Genomic DNA, 19572 nt, shown 5'->3' with positions numbered 1-19572 from the left:
GATTTCTCCATTTTCAAACTGCCTGAGCCATGGTAGTTTACTGCGCCCAAATATTTCGGTATCTTTCCAGCCTTCTCAATTAGATAAAACCGCCGAAATGATAAGAAACAAGACATCAGTAAGAGCATGATGTTGGTTGATGGAAGAACGCTTATCTTCAACAAGTTAAAGTTAGCTAAATAACGACATAATTAACAAGTAGATAGTGATAATGTGGGCGTTATTAGATCAGAAAAGAGCTGGGTGTTAAAGTCTTTTTACAAAGGCGATCCCACCGTGACTACTAAGCGCAGCTCTCAGTATTTTTGACTTAATTATAATTACGAGGTTCTAATCTCAACATATTCACAAAAGAATGAGAAGAAGGAGTCCGAGATTACCTCGTCAACTTGTTTTTTAAATAAGTTATAATTAACCAGTTTGTATTCTTCCTCTTGGGTATTAGAGTCTAAGCACCAACAGATTTCATTTTCTTTATAAAAAATGACAACTAAATGCTTAGGTAATTGAAATTCTCCCCTGCAATCTAGAGTGTCACCTAATATCGTCCCACCGTGCGTTAAGTTGGCATTATTATCTTCAATGCCAGAGATCTCTGAGTCTATCACTCCCCCGCCGCCACACTCTCTTAAAAAACTCACTAGTGAAGGTGGAAGCCTAATCGAAATTAACTTTTCAAGTAGAGCTATTTCTTTCAGGTCAGCCGCACCTTGCCAAAAGGTTTCGTGTTCGCTCAAATCAAGTTGTTTAATTAACTCACTATATTTATTCATATAACTTTCCTACTCAAAATCTTTTGCTCTAAATTTCCAGTACTCTTTTTTAAATTTATCATACTGATATTGGAGTGATTAGTTATTCCTAAAACTTTTACCATCTTCGATTAGACCGTGTAAAGCTTTGTGGTGTTTTTTATGAGTTGAAGATAGAAGCTCCACCATTGGGCTCGGTTCTTGTCCCAAAATGTGATGCAAATTTATTTGCTTACCATCCTTCCCTATCGGAGCATTCCCATTTTTCATTAAATCAAGATTTGACCAACCATTTTCAATTTTAGCTCTAATACTCTTATGAACACTTGAATCAATATGTGCTGGTATTTCTGACGTAAAATCAAGATCGCTTTTATACATTTTGCGATTATTGACCATATTAGGTGTATATTTTTTGTAGTTTGAGCTGGAAATTTTCTCATTCACTGCAGCTCCCCCCCCCCGGCAGCTCATTCCCTTTTGGCGGTTCCAATTCATCGGCTTTGGCTTTGATGGGCTTGTCGGTGACGCCTCGAATTGGTGATTGGCCTTGATATTCATCCAGTGCTTTATTAACTCGCTGTCCGATTTCTTGGGCGGCTTGTTGCATATGCTGGTCGATTTTGGGGGTGACGTCGTCTAGGCGCTTTACCGTGGCTTGCATGCCTTCGATGGCGGCGTCTGGAAGCAGTAGGTCGTAGTGCCAACTGCTAGACATGTCATCAAGTGAATCGCGCAGGCCTTTGACGATGTTTTTAACTTCCGTAGCGGATTGTTTTCCTAGGTCTTGCCAGTTGATGTTTCTTAGGTATTTAACTGGGTCGCCTTTGCCGAGCTTGCGTAGTACGGCAAGCGCAGCAGAAAGGGATTCTCCAGTATTTTTTAAGATAACCTTGCCCACGCCTTTGACTGCTGAGCCCACAACTGGCACTAAGCCAATACCTGTTAGGGTAAAGGCAAGCCAAGCGTCGGTGTCGTTGGCTTCATCATCGTCAGTCAGTAGCATGACATTGGCGGTGATATCTCGTAAATCCATGACTTGGTCGATAATCGGTATCATGGAAATCAAGGTACCTACCACGATTTGTGACGTGGAGGGGTTTTGATTAAAGTCGCCTTGGAGTGTGCCCCACAACCAATCACCTGCTTGGGTTGCAATGCCATTGGCTTCTACCAGTGGTGCGGTATTGCCGCTGCGTACCATTTCAGCGGCTTGCGCTGGGGTGATTTGTCCATACAGTGGGTTTTTAGGGCGGAATTACACTTTGGTTAATCTATGAGCAAAGTGGAATGCCGCCCTAAACTATAAATTAAAAGATAAAAATTTTAAAATCAAAAGTTAACTACTTAGTTGTTCATCTATAAATCTAACAAACCCTCTAAATTCATGCTCATACAGCTTTGAATGAACTACCTTCATCATATTTAGCTCATTCACACTCGCATCACTAAACTGAACGCAAAAAAATATTATCCCATCAAATACTTTCTTTATTTCACTAAGTGCTTTCGTTGAAATGTCTTCATATATTTCAAATATTTCCTCATCACTTAGACCTTCATCATACAATTCTTCCAAAAACAAATCGTTTTTTTCATTTAGCTCTAAAAATGAATCATAATTAAAATATATTATCGGCCACTCATCAACGGAATATAAATAGTAATTTTCTAAAGTAGTTAGTTTATCCTGAGAAGCGGTATTATTCTCAAGTATATTTGCTGAGAGTCCAAACCCCGCACATCCAGAACTTAAGTGGAGAGCTATCGATCCCACCTTTTTATTAGCCGATACAAGGGAAGCAGCCTCAGTGCTAAGGATACTTGTTAAAGTAGTAATTAATTTATCTTTTTGTATTTTTATGCTTCCCATCATCGATTCTCGCAAATAACCTTCCATTCAGACAACACCCTAATAATAGCATCTTTATTGCCTTCAGCTTCTTTTAGACGCCTATTTAACTCAGCTTGAGGAGCTATACCATGTTGTCCTTTCACATTAATTGGGGCCCATGTAAAATTACACCTTGACAATAGAGGATTGATACCAACATCAGATAGAATCTTTCTATTGTCAACACCAAAGTCACCACCGCCTTTTTTCTGCACTAGGTGATGTGCATGAGATGGTAAGCCAGGATATTTTGTTCCTGTAATTTCTTCAAGATACTTTTTCCAGTTATCCCCCCAAAGGTTTTTTCCTGATAACAATGAGCCGTAGTATACGGCATCTTGAATTTGTTCCTTCGTATATCCCTGCTCTGAAAGGTTAGCTTTCCAACTTCTGAAGTCTTTTCTTTGAATAGTGCAAAGCTTTTAGCTAATACACTCTTAGGGCCGGATGTTAGTAACGTTTCTCTTTGACTTTCAGCAGACCCCGGCAGCTCATTCCCTTTTGGTGGTTCCAACTCATCGGCTTTGGCTTTGGTGGGCTTGTCGGTGACGCCCCGAATTGGTGATTGGCCTTGATATTCATCCAGTGCTTTATTAACTCGCTGTCCGATTTCTTGGGCGGCTTGTTGCATATGCTGGTCGATTTTTGGGGTGACGTCGTCTAGGCGTTTTACCGTGGCTTGCATGCCTTCGATAGCAGCGTCTGGGAGTAGTAGGTCGTAGTGCCAACTGGTAGACATGTCATCAAGTGGATCGCGCAGGCCTTTGACGATGTTTTTAACTTCCGTGGCGGATTGTTTTCCTAGGTCTTGCCAGTTGATGTCTCTTAGGTATTTAACTGGGTCGCCTTTACCGACTTTTCTTTGGGTAAAAAGCCGCAGTACAGCAAGCGCTGCAGAGAGAGATTCTCCGGTATTTTTTTAAGATAACTTTGACTATGGTTATGATATGTCTTGGGTCTTTATTTATGGCTTTGTCTTACCACTGCATACCATCTCAGTAGAGTAGTTAAAGATTAACAACCGTGGTTTCTCTAATTAAAAATGTACATGAAAGCAGCAGAAGAAATTTGGTGAGAAGTGTAGGCTAGGAAGGTGATTGAACCTAGCCTTGTAACGTCCATGTTGTTAAAGTGTGTGGTTTAGCAAATTAGACTTCTTTTTTTAATTTACCTTAATCATTTTGGTGGATTAGGGTTTACCAGCCACTGAAGAATATAGCCATTTTCTGTGGTCAAATCATAGCCTTTAATGTCTTTTGCTAATGCAGCCATTGCGATTAGCGGGATGGATAGTGCGCCATCAATTTCAAATTTCTCTTCTTTGGTATCGTAGAATTCTTTATGAAGTAGCGTCGCTTTTTCAATCGCTTGGTTAAACTCCACACCACCATCATCGGTAAATATACCTAAAATGACAGAAACTACGGGCCAGTAGAGTCTACTAGCATAGTGATAAGCCTCATCGTATTTGTAATCGTCTGGATTACTGGTAATTAGTGCTTTTTCAATTGCCGAGGCTAAGTCTGCGTCAGGCGTAAAAATGGACTTGAGCAAATCAACTAGAGCGTAATCAAAAGGAGTGAATTGCTCAGCATAGTTAGCCGCTTTAAAAACTGAATCATCAACTTGAATTAGATAATCAATCGCATCTTGATTTCGCGTAATTATTGCAAGATACATAGCCTTTGGCCAATTAAAAATATCAGCGCCTTCAGGGTCTAATGCCCCGACTACTTCAATAACTTGGTTATCGTAGTGTAGTTGAAATGGCTTACTTGGATTATCGTTAGATTGAAAAATTCCCAATCCTAATTCTTGTGCACGCGTGAGGTATTTCCATGCATTTTTGCTGTTTGGGTTTTCAAGGGCTTCTAGTGGGAATGTTCTTAAGTTGGTTGTTAAAAACGTAGACAAAGCACTTTGCGGTTTATTTCTAATTGCGGTGAGTGTTAATTCGTCAGGAAACCTATTGTATGAGTCTTGGCTATCTTCATAGCTGGCCTGTGCGTACGTATAATGATTTTTAATCATTTTCTATCCCTTTTCTATATTTTTAATATCAAATATGGTGGCATCAATGGCTCCTTTAATTCCAACATCAGAAGCTTTTTGTTGTACACCAATATATTCAATTGGGTCATCAATAATACCGTCCATTTTAATCATATCTTTATAGTGTTCGAGCATTCGGTTTAATTCTTTAACCTGCTCGTTAAACTTAGCCTCATTTGGGTCACCATATTTCGGGTCAGCTATATATTCTGTTAGTTTCTTCTCATAATTCTTAAAAATTGAATCCATATAGGCTCTAGACCCTTGCTGAGCACGCTTTGTTCCGGCCATTCGACTCCCCCAAGTTGCGCTACCCCCTTTGGCTTCAATAACTAGGAGTCTACCGTCTTCGGTTTGATATAATTGGTCAAATTGTCCTTGCTTACCATCTGTGAGCAACTTTGATCTCAGTGGTGTTGCTCCTGGGTAATTTTGTTCTACGAAGATCCGGGCGGCTTCTTCACCCAGCTCTTCACTGGCTGCACGCATATCTTTATATGCTGCTTTAAGGTGCTCTGCATTACCAGACTTTAATGCGGCATCGCGTTTGGCGATGGCTTGATTTCTTTGTGCTTCTAGCGTCCTAAGCTTTTGTTTTGCCGCTGGAGTGAGTGACTTGTGGTCAACCTTCAAGCGTTGCAAGACTTTATTAGGTGTATCAATTCTATTCAAGGCGAAAACAATTTGGCCGTCAACATACTGCAATTGGTCACTGACCGTTTGGTTTCGTCTTGTTATATACGGTTTTCCATCTCGTAATGCAACCCGGTAATTATTCTTTACATGCTCAGGGGCATCACTTAAAAAGTCATCCAATAATATTTGAACATGCGTCCTAGGGTTAACTTTTAATGCAACTGATTCGTTTCTCTAATTAAAAATGTAAATGAAAGCAGCAGAAGAAATTTGGTGAGAAATGTAGGCTAGGAGGATGATTGAACCTAGCCTTGCAACATCTATGTATTTAAAGGACTTAAAAAGGTGCTATTGGTTATGGGGTAATTGGTTAGATAGCGTAACGATATCGGCCATAACACGCTTCTCTCCAAGGTCAGCTAGGAATGCCAAATGTTCTGTAGCTTTTACCTTTTGGAGATTCTCAAGCTTAGGCTCGCCACCAAGGGCAAGAGCAGGCGCAAAGCCATAGATCTCTCCATTTTCAAGAGGGCCTAGCTTTTCGACAGCTCGTTCAAAAAGAGGCTGATCATTGATATCGTCTAAATCAATTTCTGAAGTTGTTTTTATAGAAAAGAAAAGGTCTAGGCTTCTAGTTTCACCTCTACTAACATATTTTTCATTATCAAAGGTCGGAAAAATCATGCCATAACTACTTGTTATTGAAATGCTATTCCCTGAATTCTTTCCCCAGACATAGATCTCACCGAATGCATCTAGTGCAATTACATGGAAGCTGTCTATACCGTTATTTTGCATTTTTTCAAACTTCGTGCCTCTTAACCATTCAGTCAAGATATCTTGATAATCCCTTGGGTTGACCATCCACAAGCGACCACTCCCCCAACCACAAAAGCCGTACTCCTTCCAATACTCTAGTAAATTATTAGGTAAAATACCTTGGTAATACTGGAGTTGCTCATCTGTTGGTTGAATCGCTTCTATCGCTGGACCAAACCCACCAAAGTTATAAAAATTGTCAAAAAACTTGTTCATTATTTGCACCTATGTAGATTCATATTCAATTTTGCATCTGGGCCCAATGCTTTTAGTGCTTTCTCTGCCTCATTATCCATTAGCTCAACACGACTTAACTTAGTCTTTTTACCTGAGTCATCAAAACCTTTTTTATTCCATCGTGCGCCAATAGATTGGTTAACACTAGCGTCACCTAAATCAACTACCTCATCTAACCCCCCTGCAATCATATCAGGGTTATGTAAAGCATTGAGGGTTTTCATGTCCCTTTTTGCTAATTCTTCAGCTTTTCTAACCGCTTCTTCGCCGAAGTACTCTCCACTTTCTTGGAGCTCTAATTTGTATTTGTCAATTAACTTTTTCTTAAACTTTTCTCTAGCCGCCTTCTGCGCCTTACCAGTTCCTTTTCGGCCAATCTTTTTATAAGCATCGCGATTTTCAAGATACTGTTTTACTGTCATGCTATTTAGCCCGTCCATTTGTCCTTTTAATTGGCGGTCATATTCAACAGCGGTTCCTTTGGCATTCTTTTTAAAACAAGGCACATTGTATTGCGGCATACGTTTTATTGCAGATCCCGGCAGCTCATTCCCTTTTGGCGGCTCCAATTCATCAGCTTTGGCTTTGGTGGGCTTGTCGGTAACGCCTCGAATTGGTGGTTGGCCTTGATATTCATCCAGTGCTTTATTAACTCGCTGTCCGATTTCTTGGGCGGCTTGTTGCATATGCTGGTCGATTTTTGGGGTGACGTCGTCTAGGCGTTTTACCGTGGCTTGCATGCCTTCGATGGCAGCGTCTGGGAGCAGTAGGTCGTAGTGCCAACTGGTAGACATGTCATCGAGTGAATCGCGCAGGCCTTTGACGATGTTTTTAACTTCCGTAGCGGATTGTTTTCCTAGGTCTTGCCAGTTGATGTCTCTTAGGTATTTAACTGGGTCGCCTTTACCGACTTTTCTTTGGGTAAAAAGCCGCAGTACGGCAAGCGCAGCGGAGAGGGATTCTCCAGTATTTTTTAAGATAACCTTGCCCACAACTGGCACTAAACCTATACTGATAAGTTAACTAGTGTTTGCCCTGAGAAGAGGAGCAACTTGGAGCGGTGATTTTAGGACGGAGTTACTCTTTGGTTAATCTATGAGCAAAGTGGAATCCCGCCCTGGCTAACTGGTAAGTTAATATTAAAAAACGTGTCTAATGAATCATCATGCTTAACCGGGGATACGGTCATCTTGATGATTCATTAAGTGATGTGCGCCGTTACTAATCACATTTGCATACAGCGTTATTCATGCTGCTTAATAGCGCCACGTACCATAGAAGCCATATCAATGATTTCCATATCACCCATGTCGGCAATTAAATTCAAATAGGCAAAAATATCGCACTTTTCAATATTCTTGACTTTTTTCTCGCCACCCATAAATAAAAATGGCGCAAAGCCGTACACTTCATCGGCATTGAGTGGGCCCTGTTTTTTTAATGTCGCAGGAAAAAGTGGCTTCCTTTGATTATCTTTAATATCAAGTCGTTCAGGGTCTTGAAGCGCTATAAAATCTTTTGCAGTTTGGTTAGCCTTACCAGCTGCGATATCTTGCTCACTACCTACGCTTGTTGTCATCCAATTTAAGTGCGGACTGATTTCAAGTGATACACCTGTTTTCTCGCCGTAGACCTGAAGTTTCCCCCAAGCATTGCGCGCTATAACATAATAGATATCGTGTTGTTCAAACGGAGTATCTTCTAAAAATCGGTCAAGAATGTCTTGATAATCCGCGGGGTTTGTCAACCAAAATAAACCATCGGCAAAGCCGCTGAAACCGAGTATTTGCCAGTATTCAAGTAGCTGATCAGGCAGCTTTCCTCGATACGCTTCTATATCAGCGGTAGTCGCGGGTACAATTGTTGTTGGTTGGCCAAATTCGCTTAAAAAAAAGGCTAAATCGTCATCATTCGTCTCTATCATGGGTTCTCTACTTTACTTTTTGTTTAACGGGCAGCGCTCAAGTCGAATGTTCAACTTAGCATCTGGGCCATATTCTTTAAATGCTTTTTCAACTTGCTCATCCATTAATTCTACGCGTGTTTTATCCCCTTTTTTACTTCCTATAGGTGCTTTGGCCCACTGCGGACCTATAGATTCATTAACTCTTTTATCGCCCAGACGAGTAACCTTATCATAACCGCCAGCACCCATATCAGGGTCGTGTAATGCATGTAAATTTTTCATAATTTCTGTTGTTCTTTGCGCGGCTAATTCTTTTGCTTCAGTACGTGATTTGTTTCTACCGTATGATTGCTTGAGAGATTGAAATAGTTTATCTTCGAACTCATCCCTATAATCATTTTGAGCAGTTCCAGTCCCTTTACGCTTCATATTTTTGTATCGATCGCGGTTTTCTCTGTATTCACCAATGGTTAAATCATTTAAGCCTTTTTCTTGATTCTTAAGCTGCCTTGCGTAATTATGCTCTAAAGCACGTAAGTCGCCCTTATGTTTTTTCCTTAAGTTATCACTTGGTTTAAAACAGGGGACCTTGTATGCTTTCATGCCTGCTTTGAGAGGGTGCAACCCTTTCCCTCCCGGCAACTCATTTCCTTTTGGCGGCTCCAATTCATCAGCTTTGGCTTTGGTGGGTTTGTCAGTAACGCCTCGAATTGGTGGTTGGCCTTGATATTCATCCAGTGCTTTATTAACTCGCTGTCCGATTTCTTGGGCGGCTTGTTGCATATGCTGGTCGATTTTTGGGGTGACGTCGTCTAGGCGCTTTACCGTGGCTTGCATGCCTTCGATGGCAGCGTCTGGGAGTAGTAGGTCGTAGTGCCAACTGCTAGACATTTCATCGAGTGAATCGCGCAGGCCTTTGACGATGTTTTTAACTTCCGTGGCGGATTGTTTTCCTAGGTCTTGCCAGCTAATGACTCATAGGTATTTAACAAAGTCGCCTTTACCAACTTTTCTTTGGGTAAAAAGCTGCATCGGCAATCTCCAGCTTTTAAGTGAATTATGGGCTAGTACATCGTCGTTATTGATAATCGATTACTTGGTCGATCATTTACTCCAAATGTAGCCAGTTTAAAAAGAACTGATCTGACTACAATATTCTATTCTTAGTCATTTAAAAGGAAAGGAAAGACTTATCTTCGTCTATTTTCGAGGCATGATCAGTTGCTTCATCTTCATCCGGCTGTAGCGCTTGAAAAATGAAGATAGGTTCGTAGAAACCTCATAAAATTCCTGTTCGCTTTCACCACTTTCATGATCCCAGCAGTAGACTTTGAGATCTCTTTTTCCCAAACAAAGTTGATCGCCACCACAAGAGGAGCCAAAAATAAAATAGCCTTTTTGCTCAAGTTCTTCGTACATGGCATTTTTCTGGAGTATATTGTTATCTTGATTATCAATACCATAAAGAATTTCCACCGACTGATATCCATCATGATCAGTCAGTGGGGTGGCTTGATTAGGCTTAATTTTTGCACCAGAATCAAAAATAACTGATGAATTAAATAGTGAATAAAGTTCCTTTAGTTCATCTGGTATTTCGAACTTAAATCTATTTTCAAGCTCATTGATATCAATAACTTCATCGCTGCATTCATGCAAAGGTATCGCTCCAAGAGGGTCAAGAACATTCTTAATCATAACTTACTTTCCTTTTCTTAAATCAGAAGCTGATCCTATATGAGGTATATTACCATGCAATTTCGTAGGTATAAGCTGGATTATTGTAGCACTAGCGTGGTGTGGAGTTAAATCTAGCTTACTCAGCAATTGCCTAGCGGCATTTTTACTTTTCAGGCCTTTTTGATCAGCTATATATTTGTATACTTGACCAAAGTCTTGGCATGTACCATTTAATTCATTTGGTGCAAAGGCAATTTGGCCCTTAGACCATGGTGTAAAGTCAGGCCTACCATTTTTAAATATGATTGGCTGACCACCAGTAATTTCATTTACTTCTTTGAGTGTTGATTGCCACGTACCATCACCGTTTAACCATGAGTGGTGCACTTATTATCTGAATTTGGGGATCAATCCTCCATCAAGATCACAATAGATTTGTCTTGCTCTTTGGCATCTCGGAAAGTTCGGTAATAAGCATTTCGAACAATCTCATAAGCGTCTGGGTCTAAGTCGCCTTCGTTTTGCTCAACATATTTAACTAGCTGTTTACCATCATAAGAGTTAATATCGAAGTCTAGATTTTCTTCCATGACATCACTTAAATCGGTAATCATTTCTGAAGGAAAAAAGCCAAAAGAACCATTTATCTCGGCATCAGGAGCAATTAGGTGATTGGGAAAGTAGTGAAATGAACACGCCTCAATCAATTGGCTATTACCAGCAACTTTGTCCCACATGGAAATTGCAGGAATAAAGCCACGCATATTTAATTCAACCGTTTGCCAGCGAATTCCATTACTTAAAGTAATATCAATAAGTTGCTGGTATTTTTGCTGACTGCTTCCTGTTAGTGTTTTTGGAAAAACAGCTTCATCAATGAGATACAAATGAATTAGGCCACTCATTTTTTTCCTTACTAAATTAAATTTAAGAGGTTTAACGGTAAATAGATTGATTCACTAGTACATTCCCACCCATGCATGTCACGACCAAGCTTTGCAAGAGTTAAGGCATTCAAACAAATAACACCTTGCCGGATATCTCTATATTCACCCAATTTTGCTTCGTCAGCGTGCCATTGCAAAGCTTTGTCAATGCCAATTTGCCATTGGGATTTATCACTAGTAATTAGTCCTTTAATTGAGCGTAGTAAAGGCACGATAAATTGTTGAACATCTCTGTCTTTTTCTAATTCAGAAACGTTTAGAGCATTAATTAATGCTGCATCATCAACTTTGAATGTGGTACCAATTTGAATAAGTAGGCGGTCATACAAATAGGATGACTCGTTAATAATGTCCTCGCTCTCTAATTTCCAATTAGAGTCAATAAGTTCGGATTTCAACTCTTTCGTGCCGAAAAGTAAAATACAATTCAAAGTTTCCTGTATGCTCCAGCAGTTTTCTGGCTCTTTCCATAAAGCTTCGAATGCTAACTTAAACTTGTACGGCATAGCTTTTTGAAAGTGTACGATGCTCTTATTATTTTCTTCAAGCATATAATACGCATAACCTAAATCAAGGTATTCTTCTGCGACAGTAAATAATGCTTCTTTACGCTGCTCCAATGATAATGTTTTATCATCTATTTGTGCCTTCCTATTTTCAATAATAATAGGTGAGTCAGCAATAAGCTCTTCAAAATCTTCTTCATATTGATTGATCTTTAACATTGTAATTCCTAAGGTAAAGGTTGAAGTTTTGATGATACAACAGAACCATTCTTTTCAACCGCCTCTATAACTAAACGACGAACAGGCGGAGTTCCACTTTTCATAGCTCTGAGTAAGTCACTTCCGAGTTGGTTTTTAGATTTGTATTTCTTCGAGTTTTTCATCTTTTTTGCGTTAGCTCTGAGCCAAAATAGAGACATCTGGGTTTGCATGGTTTTTGTTTTTTTCAGCGTAGCTCCAGGTCCTTTAGCTTCTACAGCGAAATATTCGATAATATTTCCTTTACCATCTCTCTTAACCCAAATCTGGTCAATTCCTGGTCCAGGCCCAAAACCCATCTCCATTTGCGCTGGTGGAGGTGGTTTGGAAAAGTGTTTTTCCATATGCATTGCAGCTGCTAACTCACCTTTTCCTTCGGTAATTTTAGCCTTAAAAGCACCGATTTTTCTGGAAGAATCACCATTTCTAATAGCTTGATCCATACGTGATTTATAGTGAGCCATATAAGCTGAAACATCTTTATAATGTTTCTGAAGTCTCGGATCTGTTAATTTGCTAACTTTAGTACCCGGCAGCTCATTCCCTTTTGGCGGCTCCAACTCATCGGCTTTGGCTTTGGTGGGTTTATCGGTAACGCCTCGAATTGGTGATTGACCTTGATATTCATCCAGTGCTTTATTGACTCGCTGTCCGATTTCTTGGGCGGCTTGTTGCATATGCTGGTCGATTTTGGGGGTGACCTCGTCTAGGCGTTTAACCGTGGCTTGCATGCCTTCGATAGCGGCGTCTGGAAGCAGTAGGTCGTAGTGCCAACTGCTAGACATTTCATCGAGTGAATCGCGCAGGCCTTTGACGATGTTTTTAACTTCCGTGGCGGATTGTTTTCCTAGGTCTTGCCAGTTGATGTCTCTTAGGTATTTAACTGGGTCGCCTTTACCGAGCTTGCGTAAAACGGCAAGCGCAGCCGAGAGCGATTCTCCAGTATTTTTTAAGATAACCTTTCCTACGCCTTTGACTGCTGAGCCCACAACTGGTACTAAACCAATACCCGTTAGGGTAAAAGCAAGCCAAGCGTCGGTGTCGTTGGCTTCATCATCGTCGGTCAGTAACATGACATTGGCAATGATATCTCGTAAATCCATGACTTGGTCGATAATCGGTATCATGGAAATCAAGGTGCCTACCACGATTTGTGACGTGGAGGGGTTTTGATTAAAGTCGCCTTGCAGTGTGCCCCATAACCAATCACCTGCTTGGGTTGCAATGCCATTGGCTTCTATCAGTGGTGCGGTATTGCCGCTGCGTACCATTTCAGCCGCTCGCGCTGGGGTAATTTTTCCATACAGTGGATTTTTAGGGCGATTATCTTCTGGTAGGTAATCGCGTTTGTCCTCACCATATTGCACGGTATATTGACCGGGCGGGGCATTCTCGATTTTTGCTTTACCGCTGTCATCTAAGTTACCAGTCAACTCTGTGCCGTTTGCAAATCGAATGGTATAAGGCGCGCCCATAATTGGGCTGCCATCTTGATAGGTGTAAGACAACTCAATGGTACTGCTCATCATGGTGGCAATGCCATCGGCGGCAAGTGAGAGTCGAGCATTCTCAGAGAGCGCTTGAATTTGCGGTACACTCGGCATCGTGGCGCTTTGTTTACCACCAATATCTTGCTCCATGCTGCCGTCAAACACGGTCATGGCTTTGCCTTTTAAGGTCAGTAACTTGTCTGCAAAGATGTTGACGTTACCACTTGAGTCAATACTGATTTCACTGCCACCATTGGCAAGGGTGAGGTTGCCAGAGCCACTGCCTTTAATCGTGATATTGCCTTGGCTTTGAATGATTTGACTTCCCGCGGGAGCGGTGATGGTAAGGTTGTTGTCTGCCTTGAGGTTTATATCACTTTGGATAACACTGCGATGACTGCGACCCGCCTTAAGGGTCAAATCTTGTTTGGCGCTGACGTCAATTTGATTGGCGGTGACGTCTAGGTTGGTTGCTGCATCGGCAATGACTGACTTTTTACTCTCCAGTGCCAGTTGTTGTTTGGCGCTGGCAATAAAGGTTTTATTGGTGAGTAGTCGAATTGCGCTTTTAACACTGCCAAGTTGTATGTCTTTGGCTGCAAAAATATTCATCGCGCCAAGTTGCGCAAGCCAGTGGATATAAGGCTGCTTTTTATCCCCATGTAACACCAAGTGCTGGTTGCCTGCTAAGGTTTGCAACACAATATGCGGGGTTTTTGGGGTGTCATCAAACATCAATAGGTTTTGGCCGCGAGAGCAGAGCACGTTTTGGGCGTTATTGGCGCTAGTAACAACAGATGGTTGGGTGTCATTAAGCGCAAACCCTAACAGGTAACTTTGGTCAGGGTCGTTGTTCATACAACCGATGAGCACATTACTGTCTGGCAGCAGTGGAAAGTGTAACCCTGTCGGTTGCTTTTGACCACGACAGGCATATTGTGTGAGGCGCTTTACCGATTCAGTCACCTGACTATCAAAATGTACTTGCGTGGCATATTGCCCTTGGGTATCTAGATGAGGATTGGCCTTTGACCCCGACAGCGAGCGCACTGTGGCGGTAAACACCATCGGTTTAGGACTATGCTCTGGGGGCGTGATACGTATTGGCTCACCCCGTGGTACACACACCGACTCGCTATGATGCGCAACTTGCTTAGGGTCATTGGCACTGCCTTGCTTATACACCTGTTTACTGCGAATACAGGTATAATCGCCACCTTTTGCTGTGCCCAATTTACCATTTAACGAAAACGAATAACCGGCATTGGCTTCGGCTACGTTCCCTACCAGCGTGACTTCATTTTTACCTTGTTGATAGGCAAGCTCGAGATTGCCAGTGCGCTCAAATTGCTCAGCAGGATTTTGTGCAGCAGGCTCAAAATAACTGCGCTGGGCCGAGCTGACCGAGGTTGGTGGATGGGCATTCATGTGCACTTGTGAGCCACCCATTCTAAAACGATGGCGGCTTTGGCACTGCGTAAACCCAACAAAGCCGGTTTCATGTTCGTGCACCAGACCATCTTTATCCGTTACCGACAGCAAGCCTCGCTCAATATAGGGGCTTGCAAGGTTTCCCTCGGCAATCACTATCGATTCAATAAAATCATGGCATTCAAACCAATAAATTAAGCCGTACTTTGCTAAGAGTCGAGTGAAAAAGGTGTAGTCGTTTTCTAGCGCTTGTACGCACTGCGGTAGCGTGGGTAAATCTTTAGTGACTCGCCATTTTATCCGGTCTTGTGAATAGCCGGCTTTTTGTATCAACTTATTGAGGACAGACTGAACATTGGCTTGTACAAAGATTTGGCTTTTTTCAGTTTGCTTAAGTAACTCAAGGCGAGGCTTTAATACCACCTCTGCACCACAGGTGTGCTCAGACACAAAACCAGATTGAATATCAAACAAAGTCCCAGTGAAATACGTCGATATTGCATCTGGTGACTCAATTTCAAACGTGAGCATATTGCCGACAAGTAACTCATCAGCCAGGTCAAATTGGGATTCTAGGTTGGCTTTGAGTAAAAAGCCGCTATTGATACAGGTCGTGAGTTCAAAATCGACGACATGTACAGGATGGTTAGTACCATACACCACAATCCTTGTTTGCATTTTTTATGTCCACTGTTGTTGGTTAAAGCCTTTCCATCAATACGCGGTACTATTTCCTTAGAACACGTAATGGGCTACTTCTAATACTTTATCATGTATATAAATCAATCTACACCCAAACTTTACTCTTTTCTCTCAGGTAGGTCAGGACTAGTTACTCCACCGCCTGCTGCTCCTGTTATTTTTTTAGCTATATCATTGGGTAACAATATCATGAGAATTCTCCAATTTTAATAAAAGTAACCTCTGCACGTTATGTGATAGTACAAAGCTAATTTACTCCGAGCCATGCTCTCACATTGAGCTGCGGCTTGTAGAGTCACGACAAGTATAGAAACCACGATAAGCATCAATGACTAATGAAAATACAACCAGCACGGAAAGAATAGTGAGTATGTGCATCAAGCTTGGGTACGCGTTATAGATAAACATTGGGTTAAAGTCAGTTAGCTTTCTAAACCCTCGCTCGATAAGGGACGCAGTTTGAATGAGAGCAGCACTTGCTAAAATGAGTATGTAAGTGAGCTCATTTGGTGTTAGGGAAAAGTCTTTTGCGCTTTTTTGTGCAAAGCGACTGATAAAGCTTAAATTGAACTGCGCTATATAGTTTGCAATCTGTTTGCGTTTTATGATGAGCGCCATCAAAAGCAAATTTTGCGTCGCCATTATAAAGTAAAACCATCCGCCCAGCTTTAAAGCAGGTTCATACAGTGCAATGTCTAATGTGCGTGCAAATAAAATATTGACTGCTAACCATTGAACATTAGGGCTGTCTTTACTTAGAAAGACTGAAATTATCAAAACCACCCAAATCGAAATATTGATTAGGTGGTTATTTTCCATTATGACTTGATATAACGTACTCATGATTTCTCGTTGCTAGATTTAAAGTAAGGCGTTGTATCGCACCTTCCACTTGTTGAGGATCAACTTGACCGCCTCCACCACCAGCTACACCGCCAGAGCCCGTAATTAGTCGCAAGTACTTGTGAGAAATGACTTGTACTACAGAGGTCGCTATATTGTCTCTTACTTGCCTACGGTTAATTTGAGCGCAATCACCGACCACACCACCCGAACCGATAATACTGCCTAAGTGTTCATCAGGAAGTAGTTGCTTTGAGATGTAATTAGGTTCTTTTTTATACACTTTGTATTCCTTATGTTAATAACATTTGTATGCATAGTGTAACAATCTTGATTGCAAATTGCGCTATTTAATCGAGGTTGGTATCGGTATCACCAAGTTCATCATTACTGCTTTTTTTCGCTTTGGTAGTAAAGACTTGGGGTTCAATCCACAAACAATGTACATTCTAATTACTTGGTTTAAATCCGGTGTTGTCAGGCCGCTCTCCCAGTTGTAGATGGTTTGTTTCGAAACGCCCATCTTCTTTGCAAACTGAATTACAGAGTATCCTGCGGCAAACCTCAGTTGCTGTACTAAACTGCTTGCTTTAATTGTCATTTATCTTTTCCCTTAGGGTACTCCATTAATATTCTTTTACTAACAATGACAACGCTATAGTCCTGCCTGAGCCTTGTTTGTGTATTTTGTGTTAAACAAATGAAACGGTCAAGTGTGAAAATATGAAACAGTCTAAGCTTTTGGACTCGTACCTTTGTAAGATCTGACACTAGAAGGAACAGTAAGGCGCTGTACTTGAAGTAACGCACACTGAAAAAGCAATGCGTTACGCACATCACGTTCCTTTTTGGCATTTTCAGCATATTAAAAAGGACAGCAACATGAGAAAACGTAAGACTGAAACGTTTGAAACAAGCATGACGCAAATTGGTGAGCCAGAGAGTTCATCTGATTTAAGCACCATGAAGCTACGCGTTGAGACTCAAGACGCAATCGAAATTACATCCTTCCGATTACTCATCTATATTTTATCTGGAAAGTGTTCTTTTTTTAGTCTCTCTGGACTGCATCAAGATACTAAGTGCCCATTATGTGCGTTAGCGTATCGCCAACGTGAGCAAAAAGGTACACAGCGAAAACTTATAGCTGACAAGCAAAACGGACAGATAAACCAACGATCCAAACCGCACAAAATGTTATGGCAGGTACAAGACTGGGGGAAATATTTAGAGTGACTTTGCGTACGTTTGACCGCCTACGCACTTTCGGCCCTCAAGTGGATCAAACCATTACTTATGCTTCGCCCTGCCATCTTTACTATTTCAACGTTATGTTTAGTAAGGGGAGCAATTACACTGCCGCTAGCTATAGTTTTCCCTGAAAAAACCACCAGTTTTGCAATTTTGGCTGGGAGCATTTGGTTTTTGGCGGGTGTATTTTGTCTAGTTGGTTTTAAACTAATAAAAGAGCCAATTGCTACAAGATAACTGCCTAGTTTGATAAACTCCTCGTTTTACTGATTTAGACAGTTCCATGATACTCGATAAAAACTGGCGTATTCTTACCGTTGGTGACGGCGATTTAAGCTTCTCATATTCATTAGCAAAGTACTTTGCTCCAGCCCATCTTACTGCAAGTGTTTACGACAGTGAAGGTGAACTTAAGCATAAATATCAAGATAATGCATTTGATAAACTACATACTCTAGGGATTGATGTAGTGACTCAATTTGATGTCACAGAGGCACATTGTTGGCAAAAAGTGCCGTCGCATGCCTTTGATGCGGTAATTTTTCAGTTTCCTCTCATTCCTGCGTTTGACTCGCTTGAAAGCTTCAAAAACCAGACTTTGAGCGTTAACAGCCTCAATCGGAAATTGCTGCGAGAATTCTTAATAAACGCAGCGGCTCATGCACTTGATCCTAAAGGCGCTCAGCTAGGGATCATTACCTCTAAGGACGTAAAACCTTATATAGAGTGGGATCTAGAAGGCAGCCTGATCAACGGACTTGAACAATATTACCTCGGTCAGTCTCAGTTTGAGATTTCACAGTTCCCAGAGTATCAAATTCGCAATGTCGACCGTGATAAACATGTAAAAGACACCAGCGGCATTAGCTATTACTGGTCTGTTAACCCAGCTCACGCCATAAAAGAAAAACTCAAAGTACCTGATTATTTGGGTGATAACTACTGTACTATTTGTAGAGCTGGCCCTTTTATCAATGACCGCGATAGGCTTGCACACTTTAATTCGAAAAAGCATAAAAATATGCAAAGACATGAAAGTGCTTGGCTTAACTACCTGAATACGTAAGCACAATTGGAACGATAACAAAAAGAAAATACTGAAAATTAAAAGTAAATAAATCAACAAATAACCATTTCAAAAACCAATAAAGGCATAAAATATACAAAAGTAATTGAGCCATTATTTAGACACGATTAGACTAGCCTTATATCGCCATCTTTTAAGCTTGTTATTTATCTTGTTGGGGTCTCAATGTCACTACTTAGCCGCGACTTTGTCATTGCGATTTTATGCCTGCTTTGCGCTATGATCACCATCCAATCTGGAGCCTCTATTGCCAAGCAGTTATTTCCATTTGTTGGGCCTGAGGGCACCACAGCATATCGCCTAGGATTTTCAGCTCTTATTTTGTGCTTGGTGTTCAAGCCTTGGCGTCATTTACCGACAAACTGGCGACCACTCATCGTCTATGGCCTATGTTTGGGCGGCATGAATATCACCTTTTACTATGCCATTGAACGTATCCCTATTGGCATTGGTGTGGCCTTAGAGTTTACCGGGCCACTCGCCGTAGCGCTATTTTCATCTAAACGGAAACGTGATTATTTGTGGGTTGCATTTGCTATTTTAGGAATTTTGCTGTTGTTACCAGATCTTGGCGATGTCAATGGTTTGGACCCAGTAGGTGTTGCTTTAGCCTTGGTTGCTGGCGCTTGTTGGGCAGGATATATTCTCTATGGTAAGCGCTCAGGCAACGAAAGCTCCGGCGGGGTGACTGTGGCAATCGGCATGACGGTTGCCGCGCTTACTATCGTACCGTTTGGCGTGATGTCTCAAGGTGTAGCCCTCCTTAATTGGTCACTTATTCCATTGGGTATCGCAATTGGTTTGTTATCCAGCGCCCTGCCTTATAGCCTAGAAATGGTAGCGCTTCGAAAAATGCCCGCACAAGGGTTTAGTATTTTAATGAGCGTTGAACCTGCGGTTGCGGCGTTGGCTGGCTTTTTAATTCTTGGAGAGTTACTGACTGTTTGGCAATGGCTTGCTATTTTTATGGTAATTACCGCTTCCGTCGGCAGTTCGGTGTCTAGTAAAGAGTAGGTAGCTTAATTTTCGTATAACTGAAATAGGGTAAATGGAGGGAGTAGATCTACTACTCCCTCTATTG

The 19572-nt window shown here is 41.4% G+C and carries 20 protein-coding genes and 4 pseudogenes; 3 read left to right on the top strand and 21 right to left on the bottom strand.

Annotated elements, in window-relative coordinates; translation table 11 throughout:
• Positions 1-9: 9 nt before the first annotated feature.
• The 21 genes and pseudogenes from QSH61_RS23975 to QSH61_RS23875 all read right to left on the bottom strand — a co-directional run.
• Positions 10-141 (bottom strand): annotated as a pseudogene (locus QSH61_RS23975) (transposase family protein); the annotation flags it as partial.
• Between the two features lie 179 nt (positions 142-320).
• Positions 321-773 (bottom strand): SMI1/KNR4 family protein, encoded by a 453-nt coding sequence (locus tag QSH61_RS23970; protein ID WP_095728256.1) that lies wholly within the window; start codon positions 771-773, stop codon positions 321-323.
• 78 nt (positions 774-851) lie between these two features.
• Positions 852-1199, bottom strand: coding sequence for an HNH/ENDO VII family nuclease (locus QSH61_RS23965; RefSeq protein WP_206472073.1), 348 nt, complete (start codon positions 1197-1199; stop codon positions 852-854).
• A 10-nt stretch (positions 1200-1209) separates the two neighbouring features.
• A pseudogene (locus tag QSH61_RS24470) lies at positions 1210-1470 on the bottom strand (hypothetical protein); the annotation flags it as partial.
• 621 nt (positions 1471-2091) lie between these two features.
• Positions 2092-2652, bottom strand: coding sequence for a hypothetical protein (locus QSH61_RS23955; RefSeq protein ID WP_206472069.1), 561 nt, complete (start codon positions 2650-2652; stop codon positions 2092-2094).
• A 471-nt stretch (positions 2653-3123) separates the two neighbouring features.
• Positions 3124-3385, bottom strand: a pseudogene (locus tag QSH61_RS24375) (hypothetical protein); the annotation flags it as partial.
• A 437-nt stretch (positions 3386-3822) separates the two neighbouring features.
• Positions 3823-4677, bottom strand: a complete 855-nt coding sequence (locus tag QSH61_RS23945) for an immunity 49 family protein (RefSeq protein WP_206472068.1) — start codon at positions 4675-4677, stop codon at positions 3823-3825.
• Between the two features lie 3 nt (positions 4678-4680).
• Positions 4681-5514 (bottom strand): hypothetical protein, encoded by an 834-nt coding sequence (locus tag QSH61_RS23940; RefSeq protein ID WP_206472067.1) that lies wholly within the window; start codon positions 5512-5514, stop codon positions 4681-4683.
• Positions 5515-5682: 168 nt separating this feature from the next.
• Positions 5683-6369 (bottom strand): GAD-like domain-containing protein, encoded by a 687-nt coding sequence (locus QSH61_RS23935; RefSeq protein ID WP_206472065.1) that lies wholly within the window; start codon positions 6367-6369, stop codon positions 5683-5685.
• Positions 6369-7382, bottom strand: coding sequence for a polymorphic toxin type 15 domain-containing protein (locus tag QSH61_RS23930; RefSeq protein ID WP_286124115.1), 1014 nt, complete (start codon positions 7380-7382; stop codon positions 6369-6371). Before QSH61_RS23930 ends, QSH61_RS23935 begins: the two co-directional genes overlap by 1 nt.
• A gap of 251 nt (positions 7383-7633) precedes the next feature.
• Entirely contained in the window at positions 7634-8314 is a 681-nt protein-coding gene (locus tag QSH61_RS23925) for a GAD-like domain-containing protein (RefSeq protein ID WP_286124113.1), read from the bottom strand.
• A gap of 12 nt (positions 8315-8326) precedes the next feature.
• Positions 8327-9187 (bottom strand): polymorphic toxin type 15 domain-containing protein, encoded by an 861-nt coding sequence (locus QSH61_RS23920; protein WP_286124111.1) that lies wholly within the window; start codon positions 9185-9187, stop codon positions 8327-8329.
• A 309-nt stretch (positions 9188-9496) separates the two neighbouring features.
• Entirely contained in the window at positions 9497-9994 is a 498-nt protein-coding gene (locus tag QSH61_RS23915; protein WP_206473748.1) for an SMI1/KNR4 family protein, read from the bottom strand.
• Between the two features lie 3 nt (positions 9995-9997).
• On the bottom strand, positions 9998-10363 hold the full coding sequence (locus QSH61_RS23910; RefSeq protein WP_206473750.1) for an HNH endonuclease family protein: 366 nt from the start codon (positions 10361-10363) through the stop codon (positions 9998-10000).
• Between the two features lie 20 nt (positions 10364-10383).
• On the bottom strand, positions 10384-10881 hold the full coding sequence (locus QSH61_RS23905) for an RNA-dependent RNA polymerase family protein (protein ID WP_206473752.1): 498 nt from the start codon (positions 10879-10881) through the stop codon (positions 10384-10386).
• Positions 10882-10892: 11 nt separating this feature from the next.
• Positions 10893-11648: an Imm49 family immunity protein gene (locus QSH61_RS23900; RefSeq protein WP_069023620.1), complete on the bottom strand. Its 756-nt coding sequence runs from the start codon at positions 11646-11648 to the stop codon at positions 10893-10895.
• A gap of 8 nt (positions 11649-11656) precedes the next feature.
• Positions 11657-12472, bottom strand: coding sequence for a hypothetical protein (locus tag QSH61_RS23895; RefSeq protein WP_286124454.1), 816 nt, complete (start codon positions 12470-12472; stop codon positions 11657-11659).
• Positions 12473-14431: 1959 nt separating this feature from the next.
• Positions 14432-15139: pseudogene (locus tag QSH61_RS23890) on the bottom strand (contractile injection system protein, VgrG/Pvc8 family); the annotation flags it as partial.
• Between the two features lie 441 nt (positions 15140-15580).
• Positions 15581-16153 (bottom strand): hypothetical protein, encoded by a 573-nt coding sequence (locus QSH61_RS23885; RefSeq protein WP_206472403.1) that lies wholly within the window; start codon positions 16151-16153, stop codon positions 15581-15583.
• The gene (locus QSH61_RS23880) at positions 16119-16436 is read right to left on the bottom strand and encodes a hypothetical protein (protein ID WP_227387781.1); all 318 of its coding nucleotides are present in this window, start codon (positions 16434-16436) and stop codon (positions 16119-16121) included. Before QSH61_RS23880 ends, QSH61_RS23885 begins: the two co-directional genes overlap by 35 nt.
• Before the next feature lie 63 nt (positions 16437-16499).
• The gene (locus tag QSH61_RS23875) at positions 16500-16754 is read right to left on the bottom strand and encodes a helix-turn-helix transcriptional regulator (protein WP_174169409.1); all 255 of its coding nucleotides are present in this window, start codon (positions 16752-16754) and stop codon (positions 16500-16502) included.
• Between the two features lie 281 nt (positions 16755-17035).
• Between QSH61_RS23875 and QSH61_RS23870 the strand changes: the two genes are divergently transcribed.
• The 3 genes from QSH61_RS23870 (at position 17036) to QSH61_RS23860 (ending at position 19505) form a co-directional block, all read left to right on the top strand.
• Complete coding sequence (locus QSH61_RS23870) at positions 17036-17389, top strand: hypothetical protein (protein WP_206472405.1); 354 nt, start codon at positions 17036-17038, stop codon at positions 17387-17389.
• Between the two features lie 298 nt (positions 17390-17687).
• Positions 17688-18470, top strand: a complete 783-nt coding sequence (locus QSH61_RS23865; protein WP_174169410.1) for a Rossmann-like fold-containing protein — start codon at positions 17688-17690, stop codon at positions 18468-18470.
• A 186-nt stretch (positions 18471-18656) separates the two neighbouring features.
• Positions 18657-19505 carry an EamA family transporter gene (locus QSH61_RS23860; protein ID WP_010604254.1) on the top strand — a complete coding sequence of 283 codons (849 nt, stop codon included), beginning with the start codon at positions 18657-18659 and terminating at the stop codon, positions 19503-19505.
• The last annotated feature ends 67 nt before the right edge of the window (positions 19506-19572 follow it).

Source organism: Pseudoalteromonas sp. JC3, assembly GCF_030291895.1.
GTDB lineage: Bacteria > Pseudomonadota > Gammaproteobacteria > Enterobacterales > Alteromonadaceae > Pseudoalteromonas.
Note: the sequence above shows the minus strand (reverse complement) of the source record. Positions and strands in the feature narration are given on the sequence as shown.

Coding starts and splice junctions, on each gene's coding strand:
- QSH61_RS23970 (WP_095728256.1), bottom strand. CDS start 773: ATGAATAAATATAGTGAGTTAATTAAACAACTTGATTTGAGCGAACAC.
- QSH61_RS23955 (WP_206472069.1), bottom strand. CDS start 2,652: ATGGAAGGTTATTTGCGAGAATCGATGATGGGAAGCATAAAAATACAA.
- QSH61_RS23945 (WP_206472068.1), bottom strand. CDS start 4,677: ATGATTAAAAATCATTATACGTACGCACAGGCCAGCTATGAAGATAGC.
- QSH61_RS23935 (WP_206472065.1), bottom strand. CDS start 6,369: ATGAACAAGTTTTTTGACAATTTTTATAACTTTGGTGGGTTTGGTCCA.
- QSH61_RS23925 (WP_286124113.1), bottom strand. CDS start 8,314: ATGATAGAGACGAATGATGACGATTTAGCCTTTTTTTTAAGCGAATTT.
- QSH61_RS23920 (WP_286124111.1), bottom strand. CDS start 9,187: ATGTCTAGCAGTTGGCACTACGACCTACTACTCCCAGACGCTGCCATC.
- QSH61_RS23915 (WP_206473748.1), bottom strand. CDS start 9,994: ATGATTAAGAATGTTCTTGACCCTCTTGGAGCGATACCTTTGCATGAA.
- QSH61_RS23905 (WP_206473752.1), bottom strand. CDS start 10,881: ATGAGTGGCCTAATTCATTTGTATCTCATTGATGAAGCTGTTTTTCCA.
- QSH61_RS23900 (WP_069023620.1), bottom strand. CDS start 11,648: ATGTTAAAGATCAATCAATATGAAGAAGATTTTGAAGAGCTTATTGCT.
- QSH61_RS23895 (WP_286124454.1), bottom strand. CDS start 12,472: ATGTCTAGCAGTTGGCACTACGACCTACTGCTTCCAGACGCCGCTATC.
- QSH61_RS23885 (WP_206472403.1), bottom strand. CDS start 16,153: ATGAGTACGTTATATCAAGTCATAATGGAAAATAACCACCTAATCAAT.
- QSH61_RS23875 (WP_174169409.1), bottom strand. CDS start 16,754: ATGACAATTAAAGCAAGCAGTTTAGTACAGCAACTGAGGTTTGCCGCA.
- QSH61_RS23870 (WP_206472405.1), top strand. CDS start 17,036: ATGAGAAAACGTAAGACTGAAACGTTTGAAACAAGCATGACGCAAATT.
- QSH61_RS23865 (WP_174169410.1), top strand. CDS start 17,688: ATGATACTCGATAAAAACTGGCGTATTCTTACCGTTGGTGACGGCGAT.
- QSH61_RS23860 (WP_010604254.1), top strand. CDS start 18,657: ATGTCACTACTTAGCCGCGACTTTGTCATTGCGATTTTATGCCTGCTT.